Origin of the sequence: Candidatus Marimicrobium litorale, from assembly GCF_026262645.1 — a bacterium.
Taxonomy (GTDB): domain Bacteria; phylum Pseudomonadota; class Gammaproteobacteria; order Pseudomonadales; family Halieaceae; genus Marimicrobium; species Marimicrobium litorale.
Genome location: NZ_SHNO01000001.1, coordinates 212,182 through 224,815 on the forward strand (window position 1 = coordinate 212,182; position 12,634 = coordinate 224,815).

12 protein-coding genes are annotated in these 12,634 nt (G+C 53.8%); 7 read left to right on the plus strand and 5 right to left on the minus strand.

Annotation, left to right across the window (positions count from 1 at the left end; all coding sequences use genetic code 11):
- The first annotated feature begins 153 nt into the window (after positions 1-153).
- Complete coding sequence (locus tag EYC82_RS00990; protein WP_279247686.1) at positions 154-1,122, plus strand: hypothetical protein; 969 nt, start codon at positions 154-156, stop codon at positions 1,120-1,122.
- A gap of 19 nt (positions 1,123-1,141) precedes the next feature.
- On the opposite strand, the gene EYC82_RS00995 is transcribed toward EYC82_RS00990, so the two are convergent.
- The gene (locus EYC82_RS00995; RefSeq protein ID WP_279247687.1) at positions 1,142-2,371 is read right to left on the minus strand and encodes an HAD-IIIA family hydrolase; all 1,230 of its coding nucleotides are present in this window, start codon (positions 2,369-2,371) and stop codon (positions 1,142-1,144) included.
- A 133-nt stretch (positions 2,372-2,504) separates the two neighbouring features.
- On the opposite strand from EYC82_RS00995, the gene EYC82_RS01000 reads away from it, so the two are divergent.
- From EYC82_RS01000 to EYC82_RS01025, 6 genes are all read left to right on the plus strand, one after another.
- Positions 2,505-3,713 (plus strand): TIGR03087 family PEP-CTERM/XrtA system glycosyltransferase, encoded by a 1,209-nt coding sequence (locus EYC82_RS01000; RefSeq protein WP_279247688.1) that lies wholly within the window; start codon positions 2,505-2,507, stop codon positions 3,711-3,713.
- Positions 3,713-4,933, plus strand: a complete 1,221-nt coding sequence (locus EYC82_RS01005) for a TIGR04063 family PEP-CTERM/XrtA system glycosyltransferase (RefSeq protein WP_279247689.1) — start codon at positions 3,713-3,715, stop codon at positions 4,931-4,933. The genes EYC82_RS01000 and EYC82_RS01005 overlap by 1 nt, the downstream gene beginning before the upstream one ends.
- Entirely contained in the window at positions 4,933-5,964 is a 1,032-nt protein-coding gene (locus EYC82_RS01010) for a GHMP family kinase ATP-binding protein (RefSeq protein WP_279247690.1), read from the plus strand. The genes EYC82_RS01005 and EYC82_RS01010 overlap by 1 nt, the downstream gene beginning before the upstream one ends.
- A complete protein-coding gene (gene gmhA / locus EYC82_RS01015) occupies positions 5,946-6,548 on the plus strand; it encodes a D-sedoheptulose 7-phosphate isomerase (RefSeq protein WP_279247691.1) in 603 nt (200 codons plus the stop codon). Before EYC82_RS01010 ends, gmhA begins: the two co-directional genes overlap by 19 nt.
- A gap of 612 nt (positions 6,549-7,160) precedes the next feature.
- On the plus strand, positions 7,161-7,574 hold the full coding sequence (locus tag EYC82_RS01020) for a hypothetical protein (protein WP_279247692.1): 414 nt from the start codon (positions 7,161-7,163) through the stop codon (positions 7,572-7,574).
- A 99-nt stretch (positions 7,575-7,673) separates the two neighbouring features.
- The gene (locus EYC82_RS01025) at positions 7,674-8,876 is read left to right on the plus strand and encodes a glycosyltransferase (RefSeq protein WP_279247693.1); all 1,203 of its coding nucleotides are present in this window, start codon (positions 7,674-7,676) and stop codon (positions 8,874-8,876) included.
- A gap of 34 nt (positions 8,877-8,910) precedes the next feature.
- On the opposite strand, the gene EYC82_RS01030 is transcribed toward EYC82_RS01025, so the two are convergent.
- From EYC82_RS01030 to mscL, 4 genes are all read right to left on the minus strand, one after another.
- The gene (locus EYC82_RS01030; RefSeq protein WP_279247694.1) at positions 8,911-9,618 is read right to left on the minus strand and encodes a class I SAM-dependent methyltransferase; all 708 of its coding nucleotides are present in this window, start codon (positions 9,616-9,618) and stop codon (positions 8,911-8,913) included.
- A gap of 209 nt (positions 9,619-9,827) precedes the next feature.
- A complete protein-coding gene (locus EYC82_RS01035; RefSeq protein ID WP_279247695.1) occupies positions 9,828-11,219 on the minus strand; it encodes a hypothetical protein in 1,392 nt (463 codons plus the stop codon).
- Positions 11,220-11,484: 265 nt separating this feature from the next.
- Positions 11,485-11,901 (minus strand): YidB family protein, encoded by a 417-nt coding sequence (locus tag EYC82_RS01040; protein ID WP_279247696.1) that lies wholly within the window; start codon positions 11,899-11,901, stop codon positions 11,485-11,487.
- Between the two features lie 177 nt (positions 11,902-12,078).
- Entirely contained in the window at positions 12,079-12,534 is a 456-nt protein-coding gene (gene mscL, locus EYC82_RS01045) for a large conductance mechanosensitive channel protein MscL (RefSeq protein ID WP_279247697.1), read from the minus strand.
- Positions 12,535-12,634: the final 100 nt, after the last annotated feature.

The following is a 12,634-nucleotide window of genomic DNA, read 5'->3' on the forward strand; positions in this document are numbered from 1 at the left end:
AGCTACTTCATACGTATTTTACAATTTATCTTCATAACGACGATGGTCGTTGTGTCGATTAACTACTTTATTGATCCTTTTGGGATAACGGGTGCGCCAAGACTGCCAGGGCTAAATGAGTATAAAGTCGATATAGGCGGTCGGGTGCGACTGATGAAAAAGTACAGTCCACTGATGTCGCAGCATAACGCACTGGTAGTGGGCAATGCCCGCAGCGAAATCGGCATAAATCCGGCGCACCATTGTTTTGCAAACAGTGGCATGGTCGTTTACAACATGGGGTTGCCGGGGGCGAAAGTGCGCGATCAGGTGAGCTACGCTGCTAATGTAATGAATCATCAGCCTGTGAAAGCAGTTTTCCTTAGTCTTGATTTTACGGATTTTATCTTTACACGAAGAAAAATCGGACGCTCTGGCTTAAAAACGCTAGGAGAGCACCAAGAAAAGGGGTTCAAGTACAGAGCCGACGGTGAGGATAACCCAGCTTACCTGTCTGGTCTTGCGTTGGATTACTACAGTGCCTTGTTTTCACTTGATGCATTGGTTTCATCTTTCAGGACGGTAGCGTTACAGGGGACGTTTGCGTCAGATCGCACTGCAGCGGGGTTTAATCCGGCGCGTGATTATAATGGAGTCGTGCAAGTAGAGGGTTCGAGTGCATTATTCGATCAGAAAATGAAAGATCTACGAGAGCACTTCGCGGTGCCTTGGTATCTGGTCGATAGTGAGGGAAGAATGGATTCGGCGTTTGATGAGATTCGTTATTTCCTCGACCTGGCGAGGCAGAAGCAGGTCCGTGTATACCTGTTCATAAATCCGCTCCACGAGGTTTTTTGGACCCTACTGGGTGATCGTGGCTTAACGTCTCTGAATGAGGTCTGGCTGGAGGAAATACAGGAGCTGGTCGAAGGCTACCCGAGGGACACGGTGACACTGTGGGACTTCTCGGGCGACTCACCCTATATCCATGAACCTGTGCCCGCTCCAAGTATCAAAACGGGGCCACTAAAGTGGTTCTGGGAGCCTTCCCACTACAGGGAGGAATTGGGTGGTTTGATGATAGAGACCATGCTCTCAGAGCGTTGTGGGACCGACGAAGCCTTTGGCCAAAAGCGTTATTAATGCGCACAACGCGGCGTCGTTAGCCCCTATGTGCAAGCAGTGCTTGAACGTCTGCGAGGATGGATAGCGGGGCAATTTTTCTTCCCGTTACTCCTGCCGCCTCACCGGCCTCTGCGTCCTTTTCCGCGTCACCCAGCATAAAACTGTGCTCGAGCAGAGGGTTCCACTGTTCTATCAGGCTGTTCAGCATGCCCGCTGCCGGTTTACGGCAGTCACAAAGTATGGCGAGTCCTTCGACACTTCCCTCGGGGTGGTGCGGACAAAAACGCAAATCGTCAAAATGTGCACCGTCTCTTGCCAGTTCATTCTGCATCCACTGGTGCAGCGTATTAACCGCTGCAGCGTCGTAATAGCCTCGCGCTAGTCCCGCCTGGTTGGTCACAATAAACACGAGATACCCGGCATCATTTAATTGCTTGATGGCTGCTCTGGCACCCTCAATCCAGCGAAAATCTTCAATCCTGTGCGTGTAACCGTCGTCGTGGTTCAGCGTTCCGTCTCTGTCGAGAAAAGCGGCGGGTTTCCGCAGACGCTCAGTCAGTGCCTCACGTGCTTTAGCCAGGTCCTCTGGGATACCTATATCAATAAAGAAACCCTCGTAGGTGCGACCGATCAGGTGTCCTTCCTTTACGAGTCTGGGGAACACTGCTTGTTCCAGCGAGCATGGCGTCTCGACGATATAGTCCAATACCTTTTTTCTGAGCCAGTACACGCCGCTGTTGATCAGTCCCGATCGAGCTGCCTTCGGTTTCTCCCTGAACGCGCTAATGGTTGCATCCTGCAATTCGACGAAGCCATAGCGAGTTGCATTTTCCACGGGCAGCAGCGCGATGCGGCCCAGCCAGTCGAGAGGCTCGTTTTCGCGCGCGCAGTTGCACAGATCCAGATAATTGAAGTCGAAAATAGAATCCCCATTTAGCAAGAGAAACTCGTCGTGCAGATAATCCTTCGCAAATTTCAGCGCGCCACCAGTGCCTAGGGGAGAGGGTTCTACCAGAACTTCGATGGAGGCGCCGAGTTCCTCCTCGAAACAGGAGTTGCCGTGGTAGAGCTCCTGAACGACTTTTGCCTGGTGGCCTGCCAGCAACACAAATGATTCAAAGCCGAAACGCCTGAGATTGAGCATGACGTGTTCGACAAACGGCCGACCGCATACCTCCAGTAAAGGCTTGGGCGTGGACTTAACAGCGTCGCCCAGGCGCGTTCCCTTGCCGCCAATGAGAATGGCGGCTTGTTTCACAGATTCCATAAAAATATATCGCCCGCCGCCCCTAAGCGCTTTATCTATGCGTGTTTGCCCTTTACTATCAGTGGTTCAATATAACTGCGCCCCGAGGGCGGAGCAAGGCGTACCTCCTGAGGCAGTCAGTTAATATCGCATAATGAAAAAATTGCTCTATCTCGTTCATCGTTTGCCCTATCCCCCTAATAAGGGCGACAAGATTTCTTCCAATAATATGCTCAATTATTTTTCCGCCCGTTGGCGCGTACACCTGGGCACTTTCGTGGATGATCCCGAAGACTGGCAATATGTTGATTTAGTGAGCAGTAAATGCGAGGACTGCTGTATCGTCAATTTGCCCGGCTGGCGTCGACTCACCGGCAGTTTTTCTGGTCTGGTCACCGGTCAGGCTCTCAGCCTCAGTTACTACGGCAATCGCGAGTTACAAGACTGGGTGCGGACAACCATAGAGCATGAGTGTCCGGACGCGGTGCTTGTATTCAGTGGTGTAATGGGACGTTTTGTTCGCGACTTATTGCCAGCTCATGTGCCGGTGATATTCGATGCCGAGGATGTGGATAGCGAAAAGTGGCGTAGTTATGGCGATTCCGCGCGCTGGCCGCTGTCATGGTTATACCGGCGTGAGGCGGATAAACTCCTTGCCTACGAGCGAAAAATGGCTGCTTCGACCAGTGTCACCCTGTTTGTATCGGAAGAGGAGGCAGACTTGTTTAAAACTCTCGCACCCGAGAGTGCGGACAAGACCCATTTCCGTACGCAGGGGGTAGATAGTGTTTACTTTGACCCTTCGGTTGAGCTGGATAATCCCTATGAGGAAGGGCAAAGGGTGCTGGTGTTTACTGGAGCCATGGACTATCGGCCCAATATCGAGGCTGTTACGTGGTTCTGTGACAATGTGTTCAACACTATTCGAGAGAAGGAGCCGAGCTTTCTATTTTGTATTGTCGGCATGAAGCCCACAGACGAGGTTCGACAACTGGATAATATCCCTGGCGTACGAGTGACCGGCGGCGTGCCGGATGTGCGTCCCTATCTCAGTCACGCGCTGGCAGCCTGTCTGCCCTTGCAGCTGGCACGAGGGATACAGAATAAGGCGCTGGAGGCGATGGCCATGTCACTGCCCGTTCTGGCGACAGACGATGCACTGGTGGGTATTATCGATCACCCGGGGGTGCTGTCCCATGTGGCTAACAGCGCAGACGAAATGTCGCGGCTTGCCCTGACTATTTTGTCGAGGCCACGGCAGGCCAATACGGCAGGTAGGGCCTGCGTGCAGGAACACTATAACTGGGATACGAACCTGAAGCGGATGGAGTCATTTCTGCTCAGGGAGGAAGACGTTCACTGATGCACGTGCTGCATGTACTCGATCATTCTATTCCACTGCAAAGTGGCTACACGTTTCGTACCCGTGCGATTCTCAAAGAACAGCGGGCACTGGGCTGGCGGACTAGTCAGATAACCAGTCCAAAGCATAACCCTGGAGAAAATCCTCCGGCAATGGAGGAGGTCGACGGCATTCGCTTTTACCGTTGCCTGGAATCCCGTAGTCTGGTTTCTCGTCTACCTGTATTGGGGCAATGGTCGGTCATTCAGGTGTTAACCAAGCGCCTGATTGAGGTGGCCCGCGAGCTGCAACCTGATGTTATCCATGCTCACTCGCCGGCCTTGAACGGGGTAGCGGCGATCCGGGCCGGCCAGGCGCTGGGCATTCCCGTGGTGTATGAAGTGCGAGGATTCTGGGAGGATGCCGCGGTTAGCCACGGCACGAGTTCGGAGGGTGGCTTGCGCTATCGACTGACTCGCGCGATGGAGACTTGGGTACTGCGGCGTGCCGATGCGGTGACTTGTATCTGCGAGGGTATACTTCAAGATCTCGTCTCGCGAAGCATTCCCAGGGAGAAGATAACGATCGTGCCCAATGCGGTTGATGCCAGTCGCTTTCAGCCGCTGGAAAAACGGGATCCAATATTGGAGCGGGAGCTCAGTCTCGAAGGTAAGAAAGTGGTTGCATTCATAGGCTCTTTTTACGATTACGAGGGTTTGGATCTTCTCGTTGACGCCATGCCGGATCTGCTGGTGGCGCGGCCGGATATTCGTCTTTTACTGGTTGGCGGTGGTCAGGTCGCGGATGCGATCTCGACCAGGGTGGCTGAACTCGGTTTATCGGAGAAAGTGATCATGACCGGCCGTGTGCCTCACGAGACCGTGGAGGGATATTATTCCTGCACGGACATTCTTGTCTATCCGCGTAAGTCCATGCGCCTGACTGAGTTGGTGACGCCTCTCAAGCCACTTGAGGCTATGGCGCAAAAAAGTATGTTCCTCGCATCCGACGTGGGTGGACACAAGGAGCTTGTCAGAGACGGAGTCAATGGGACGCTATTTCGGGCGGATGACCGAAATGATCTGGTAGACTGCTTGCTCAGGTTGATGGAGCAGGAGAGCCGCTGGCCATCCATTCGCGCTGCGGGAAGGGAATTTGTGGAAAACGAACGTAACTGGGTGAATAGCGTAGCTAACCTTAAGGCGGTATACAGTCGCCTGGCGCCGGGGGCATCCCTGTAATGTTGATTCGTTCCAAGGCACCATTGCGATTGGGTCTCGCTGGCGGGGGCAGCGATGTTGCACCCTACTGTGATCTATACGGTGGAGCGGTGCTCAACGCATCTATCAGTCTGAGTTCATTTTGTACCATAGAGCCAACGAAGGACGACGCTGTAAGCTTTGTTGCAAAGGATCGGGGCGAGGTGTTCAATGCCCCGTCGGCTCAGGTCTACGATTACGATGGTGTGCTTGATTTGCATAAGGGCGTTTATAACCGGGTTGTGAGAGATTTCAACCACGGTGAGCCGTTATCACTGAATATCACCACCTGGTCTGACGCGCCTGCCGGTTCTGGCCTCGGGTCTTCATCAACCATGGTAGTTGCAATACTGACGGCTTTTGCAGAGCTGCTGCGTCTTCCCCTCGGAGAATACGATCTCGCTCATCTCGCTTTCGAAATTGAGCGGGAGGATATCGGCTTGCGTGGCGGTGCGCAGGATCAGTACGCGGCAACTTTTGGGGGAGTAAATTTTATGGAGTTCCACGAGCGCAACAGGGTTATCGTGAACCCGCTGCGGGTAAAACAGTGGATCCTTAGCGAGCTCGAAGCGTCATCCGTACTTTACTATACGGGTGTTTCACGCTCCTCCGACATGATTATCGCGCAGCAGATTGAGAGCTATAAATCGGGCACTGGAAAATCGGTAGAGGCAGTGCACCAGCTAAAGCGTGACGCGGTCGCGATGAAAGAGGCTCTCCTGCGTGGAAACATCCGTCGCTTCGGAGAAATCCTCGGCAGCAGTTGGGAGACCAAGCGCAACGTCGCGGATCAAATCAGTAATCCTGAAATTGAGGAAATCATGACAGCAGCCCGTGAGGCTGGTGCATGGGCTGGCAAGGTATCGGGTGCAGGTGGAGGCGGGTATATTGTTTTCATCGTCGACCCGGTCGATCGCGTTCAACTGGTAGGCGCCTTAAACGAGCTGGGAGGAGACGTTGTTTCGTTCCGCTTTGAACCCCACGGAGCATCCGCATGGACAGTCCCGACCTGAGATACGTTGTCGAAGAATTTCAGTCTTCTGTTGCCGTCAAGCAGCGCATACTGGAGGATTCTGCGTTTACCGAGCAGGTCTTACATATGGGGCAGTTGCTAATCGAGCGCTACAGGGGCGGTAATAAATTACTGATCGGCGGCAACGGCGGAAGTGCTGCGGACGCACAGCATATCGCCGCCGAATTCGTAAGCCGTTTCAATTTCGATCGCCCGGGCTTGCCCGCACTGGCACTGACCACCGATACGTCCATACTCACGGCGGTGGGCAACGACTATGGATATGACCAATTGTTCCGTCGCCAGCTGGAGGCGAATGGGGTAGCGGGAGATGTCTTTCTGGGCATTTCGACCTCAGGCAATAGCCCCAATATTCTGCAGGCCCTGGAAGCAGCTGCTGAAAAGGGGGTTACCACGTTCGGGATGACAGGCGAGTCGGGTGGTGCCATGCGCGAGCTTTGCGATTATTGCCTGTGTGTGCCCAGTGCCGAGACTCCGCGGATACAGGAGGTCCATATCCTGATTGGGCATACGCTGTGTGCCATGGTCGAGTTAGCACTGTTTGCTGATCTGCAGCCTCAATAGCACACTTGCGACGTTCAGTCCCGGGCGTCAAATTACTGTAGACCGGCCTGTGCCGCTAATCGTCCTGAAGTAGTGTGCTGTGGCCATGCGGTCAGAGTCGTGTTGAACCACCATGGTGTTGCTCAGAAAATTTTATCGGTCAGGTTTTGTTCGTTGCTTTGGAATAGGCGAGCGAGGCCCTCGCTGACTAATCACGGGTAAGACTTTGGCATGACGTTGCCTCCGGGTGCGGGATCAAAGGTCTGTACAGGCTCTCACGCCTGACGCCCTCCGGGAGAAATTTGCTTCCCTGCTGTTACAGGGCGGTTTGGGTGTTTTTATCACGGGCGATTGATTACGCCGCCGTTGTGCTGTTACCAGTAATGCTGATAGGGTATAACGCAAAAGGACTTAACAATAATCTTGAAATAGGCTTCATCCTATACGAAGCTACCTTGTGTCGCGGGTTGCTGTCCGGCGTGTCGTGTCCGGCGTGACCGGGTTTATATTGATTTGAGGCGACCGTCTGATTATATTTATGGGTAGGGTCCCCGCCTTGCCACGATAAACGATGGCGGGAAAAGTAGGCGGATTCAAAGTGACGAGCCGCCGCCGAGTCAATGGAGACGCAGTATGCAGGCTGCAATCGTACTCGTGGCGCTACTCTTGATAATAGGCGTCCTCGTTAGCTTATTCTTTCCCTCTGGAAATGAAAGAGAAAAAGATGGCGGCCGTGACAGGCGAGCCGGATACTGCGAATCGGGCGCTTTTCACGCTGTATCTATCCGGCCGTCAGGGGAGAGTTGCGCTTCGATCCATGCGATGAAGATGCAGCGTTTTCTGAGTGAAGAGGCGCCCGGCTTACCGTTAGAGAATTGTTGTGCTGCTGAATGCCAATGCAAGTATGTTCATCACGTCGATCGGCGTAGCGATTCCAGAGACCGCCGTTTTGCGCGCGCGAGTTCCGCCAATGAGTTGGAATTCTGGAGCCAGCGCAACCGCCGCATTAGCAGCGGTCGTCGACAAGCGGACTTCCTCTCTGCGTGATAACCGACAACGGCTAACCTGCAGCGCTTCTGCGCGGCAGTGCTGCGTTTGGTGTCTCGTGCCGTGCGGCTGTCAAGGCCGCTGCCTGCCTGGGCTGTCATGAGACGCAGCATTCTCGTATTCAGTTCCCTTTTCCCCAGCGCAGCAGCTCCGGGAAACGGTTTGTTTGTGCGCGAGCGTATGTTCAGAGTGGCTGATAATGCGCATGTGGACATGGTAGTGGTGTCTCCCACCCCCTGGTTTCCTGGGCAGGGTATCATTCGCAGGTTCAAGAAGGACTATCGACCCCAACCGCGTGTGATGGATATACAGCATGGTATTACGGTGCACTCCCCGCGTTTTTTGGCTTTTCCTGGGATATTGAGAAACCTCGACGCGGTTATGATGTACCTGTTCTGTATTGGCCTGGTCCGGAAGCTGGTGCGGGAACACGGTATCGAGATTATCGATAGCCATTTCACCTATCCGGACGGCCTTGCCGCGACCTGGTTAGCTCGTAAATTCGGTCTCAAATCGATTATCACCCTGCGTGGAACAGAAGTGCCCCACGCCAGAATTCCTGGCCGCGTCAGTAAATTATTGCAAGCCTGGCGACAGGCAGACCGTGTGTTTTCCGTATCAGATTCCCTGCGCCAGCACGCGATTTCGTTGGGCGCCCAGCCTGATAAATTTCGAGTGGTGGGCAATGGTATCGATACGGAAAAATTTCAGGCCCTGGACCCGGCTGATGCCCGAGAACGTCTTGGCATTGCCCGGGATGCCCGGGTGTTGGTGACAGTGGGTGGATTGGTGGAGCGCAAGGGCTTTCACCGAGTGGTGGAGTGTTTGCCCGCACTCATAAAAGAGTACCCTAATCTGGTCTATCTGTTGGTTGGCGGGGCCAATGCGGAGGGCGACTATTCAGAACATATTCGGGCGCTCGCGGAAACGCTGGAGGTGTCACACCACCTTGTGTTTCTGGGTGCACTGGAACCGTCAGAGCTGAGCGGACCCTTGTCAGCCGCGGATATCTTTGTGCTCGCCTCGAGCAATGAAGGCTGGGCCAATGTAATTCTGGAATCAATGGCCTGCGGTACTCCGGTGATCGCAACCGATGTGGGGGGCAACGCCGAAGTGGTCAATTCATCGAAATTGGGTAGCATCGTGCCATTTGGCGACAGACAGGCACTTACTGATTCATTGCTGGATAGTCTGCGTCTGGAGTGGCCGGTGGCGCCGCTAACGCAATATGCCCTGCAGAACCATTGGGACACCCGTATCGAGATAATTATCGACGAATACAGTCGACTCTGTAGCGACTAAACCGCGGGAGGGTGGTCGGCCAATGGTCTTGTGCTCAGGACGCTTGCTTGCGGCCTACAAAATAGCTTCCGGTATGAATGACGTAGGCCATTTTGTAGTTGCCGATAATCTTGTCCAGGTACTTCACCCAGAAAAATAGCCACTTGAACAAATCGACATTGATACCGTAGAGAGTTTTACTGTTGAAAGAAAACAGGATAGCGAAAAAATGCACCGATAAGTGGTGCATGCTAGACGCGGGCCCGCGATCGAAGCCGCTATCGAGGCGTTCAAATGCCTCGCAAAGGATGTCTATACCTCGGTGCGAGAAACGATAATAGTCGTCGGGGTCGGCGTGGAACGGGAACATAAACGGAACGTTGATATAAACGATGCCGCCTGGTTTTAGTATTCGGTGTATCTCTGCCACTACTTTTTGAGGGTAGCGCACGTGTTCCAGAGTGCTGATAGTCACGACGCAGTCGACACTATTATCTTCGACCTCGGTCATATTATGGGCGTCGGCGACAAGGTCTACTCCGGGTCCGGCCTCGATATCGACGCAGATGACCTTGGCCCCCGCCGGAGGTAGGCCGAAGGAATAGTCGCCTCGCGCGTCCTTGGAGCCGATATCGAAAATAATTGGGTTCTCAGGCAGCATTTCGTAGGGGTTCACGGCTGCATTCCGAAACGCGTAGTAGCTGCCCGGCGGCTCTGGCAGCGTGTGATAAAGCTTTTTGAGAAAATTGACCAAAGCTGACATAAAGGATTCGCTAGTTAATAGTCAGGCAGGAATGCAAGACGACGCGCAGGTGCGGAAGATCGGCTTCCGCCGTGGACGCGTCCGCGATGCTTGTGAGCAGCTAGCTTTGGAGCACTGTTTCGCGGCTTCATGTATGGCGTCTCATGCACGATGAGTTGTTCGGGAGAGCTTAAACACTCTGTCTGGTCGATGCAATAGCGTGGGCCCTGTCAGTCGGGATGAAAGAACTGCACACCGATGCGCCTGAGCTGGAGTGCAGACAGTTCCATGCCGGATACCGGGCTTGGGGGAGGCTCTTGAAATTCGTGCCGCAGTTCCACCTCGAGAGTCTGGTTGTCACCGAGGCATGAGGCTGGCACGCGAATTTCACGGGAAAACGAACTCAAATTCTGCCAGCCGAAATCTACACCGTTGATCTTTACCTGCGTTTTTGAATTGCTCTTTGTGTAGCGGCCCTTCAAAAAGACTGCAACTTCTCCGCGAGGGCGTGTCGACATCCAGAAAGGCAGTCTGAACTGCAACAGGGAAGTCTCACCAAGACTCCACGCCCCGTCGGCTATCGTCCCCCATCCAGTGGTCAGTATTCCCTGTGGAGGTCGCTGGTGGGGTCTCTTTGTCGCAAACAGCATGGGTATTACGGAGAGTGCTGTGAGCTTGCTCGCGCGCATCTCCACTCGTGCCGAAAGGCTCGACAAAGTCTCGGCGGTGGCGCAATCTGGAGATGTTTGGAAAAGCGGTGACAGTTGTGTGCCGATGATGTCGGCTATAGCGGCGTTTGATCTTTTGTAGTGCCTGCGGATAGCGCTGACTCGCTCGGGCGAAAGGAAGTAGCGTGTTCCAGGGCCTTCAGAATCCACCAGGGACTGCAGTGAGAACGATATTGTCTTCCGGCAGAGGGTCCCGCTGGACTCGTTATCGAATGTGTTTAACAGAATAGCGCTCTCCACGTCCAGACTGGGATTAGAAAAGTGCTCCACCCTGCAGAAATGATGGTCGGGGGAGAGTCCGAGGGCCGACAGGAAATCATCCACCACGCTGCCGCGCACTAGTTTGTCACGCTGAAATTCTCGCACGATGACTCGCCCCGGCTGGATAACGCGCATCCATCGTTGCAGCATGCGTGCGTAATTGCGCGTCCCGGAGTAGCAATGCATCCGCGCGCGAATTCCCCTCGGCGACAATGCGCCTCGCTGAAAATCCTCAATAGTGATCGGGCTACCGTCTGTCTTGATCTCCTGCAAGTAACCAGTCTGCGTAATATCGGCTTGTTCCCTGAGGTAGACCAGCAACCAGACGTTATCAAGGCGGAGCGTGTTGACGAGTTTCGCTATTTCTTGCGAACTCATATAACTCATTCCCTCCCAGGACAGCAGAGCACTGTCATAGCCATGGGCCTCAGCTATCGCTAGTTCTTTCGCCAGTTCAGACAGGTCGCGAGAATCAAGGGCGCGCAACAGTTTTGAGTGCCCGTTGTCTTTACCAAGGCCGGTCAGTGGCACATAGACGCCCCGGTCCAGCAACCACTCCCGATTGGCGTGAACATGCATCTGTATCGCCGTTGTGCCGGTCTTGTCGGTGCCGATGTGGAGTATCAGTTTCATTGTAAGCCCGAGGCTGGTCCTGCCGGCGGTTGTAAATTGCTCTTCTGACTTATCATAACCGACACGGCGTGTGCATCAAGCGGTGCAAGGAGACCTGCAGCCGGGTGCCCGCTCTCTTGGTCTAGACATTGCGGATGATAGGGCCACTGGGAAATCGTATCCGTAGCTGGTCGCCTGTCCGAGGAGTAACACGACGTGCTTGCTGATGTGGCGATGTCAGATTTTGAATCTGCGGAGGGGGCAGCCTCCCGCTGGCAGCGGGGGGTTAACGCAAGAAAGATTTCGCAGCGCCCAGCAGTCCGTCGACGCCGCCTGCTGCCTCCAGAAGGCTGCCGCCAGCGCTCGATTTATCGACGAGTTGGGGCAGCAGTTCAGCCAGACCAGCGGCGGCCGAACCGGGGTCTATGCCAATCTGGGAAGCAAAAGCTGAAAGCTGCTCACTGCCAAGAAGAGTCTGCACGCTTTCTGCCGAGATCGGTGAATTTGCGCCGTCTCCCAGCCAGGAACCCAGAATGTCACCAAAGTCGCCCGAAGAAGCCATCTGACCAGCGATTGCGGCCAGCTCAAGGCCGCCCTGGCCATCACCCAAAAGACTGGAAAGCGCAGTCGATGCGGTATCCGCATCTATTTGCGTGCCCAATTTTTCTGACATCAGTTGAACACCGAGTTGAAGTACATCCATTGTGTAAATGCCTTTTTCTTATCAAGCCTTTTTATCCGAGGAAAAAGTGCCGATGGAGTGGCGCCTGATATTTAATCGAGTGATGCCGCACTGAGGTCTGTTTGACGTTTCGCGATTGCGGCGTACAAGTGTCGAGTGCTCACCAGAGCACTCTGAACTCTATTGAAAGTAACCGCCTCAGGCGCTTGTTAACTCAGAGGTGCAGTTTGGGCATCGTGTGGCCTTGAGGGAGATGCTGGTAAAGCAATGGGGACACTCCTTTTCGGTCGGATCTTCGGGTGCCTCTTCCTCTTCAGCTTGCATCTTATTGATGCTTTTTATGAGAAGGAAAACGGCGAATGCAACGATTAAAAAACTGATAACTGCGTTGATGAACACGCCGTAACTAATAAATACTGCGCCCGCTTCTTGCGCGCCGACCAGTGTTTCGTAAGGTCCGGCAGTCGCTCCATCTTTCAAGGTGATGAAAAAGTCGGTGAAGTCGACTCCTCCGAGCAGTAAGCCGATGGGCGGCATAATCACATCGGCGACGAGACTCTTGACGATCGTGCCAAATGCTCCACCGATGATGATACCGACTGCCATGTCGACAACATTACCCCGCATTGCGAACTTCTTGAATTCTTCGAGCATTTTAAAAATCTCCAAACAGTAACGGCCGCCATTCAGCGAGAGGGCGATCAGGAAAAAGTAATATTGCTTATTATGTGATGCACACGTGACCCAAGTATAG

Bases quoted from the DNA above. Each gene is read 5' to 3' on its own strand.
- EYC82_RS01030 (WP_279247694.1), bottom strand. From the start codon at position 9,618: ATGTCAGCTTTGGTCAATTTTCTCAAAAAGCTTTATCACACGCTGCCA.
- mscL (WP_279247697.1), bottom strand. From the start codon at position 12,534: ATGCTCGAAGAATTCAAGAAGTTCGCAATGCGGGGTAATGTTGTCGAC.
- EYC82_RS01025 (WP_279247693.1), top strand. From the start codon at position 7,674: ATGAGACGCAGCATTCTCGTATTCAGTTCCCTTTTCCCCAGCGCAGCA.
- EYC82_RS01035 (WP_279247695.1), bottom strand. From the start codon at position 11,219: ATGAAACTGATACTCCACATCGGCACCGACAAGACCGGCACAACGGCG.
- EYC82_RS01020 (WP_279247692.1), top strand. From the start codon at position 7,161: ATGCAGGCTGCAATCGTACTCGTGGCGCTACTCTTGATAATAGGCGTC.
- EYC82_RS00990 (WP_279247686.1), top strand. From the start codon at position 154: ATGAAAAAGTACAGTCCACTGATGTCGCAGCATAACGCACTGGTAGTG.
- gmhA (WP_279247691.1), top strand. From the start codon at position 5,946: ATGGACAGTCCCGACCTGAGATACGTTGTCGAAGAATTTCAGTCTTCT.
- EYC82_RS01000 (WP_279247688.1), top strand. From the start codon at position 2,505: ATGAAAAAATTGCTCTATCTCGTTCATCGTTTGCCCTATCCCCCTAAT.
- EYC82_RS01005 (WP_279247689.1), top strand. From the start codon at position 3,713: ATGCACGTGCTGCATGTACTCGATCATTCTATTCCACTGCAAAGTGGC.
- EYC82_RS01040 (WP_279247696.1), bottom strand. From the start codon at position 11,901: ATGGATGTACTTCAACTCGGTGTTCAACTGATGTCAGAAAAATTGGGC.
- EYC82_RS00995 (WP_279247687.1), bottom strand. From the start codon at position 2,371: ATGGAATCTGTGAAACAAGCCGCCATTCTCATTGGCGGCAAGGGAACG.
- EYC82_RS01010 (WP_279247690.1), top strand. From the start codon at position 4,933: ATGTTGATTCGTTCCAAGGCACCATTGCGATTGGGTCTCGCTGGCGGG.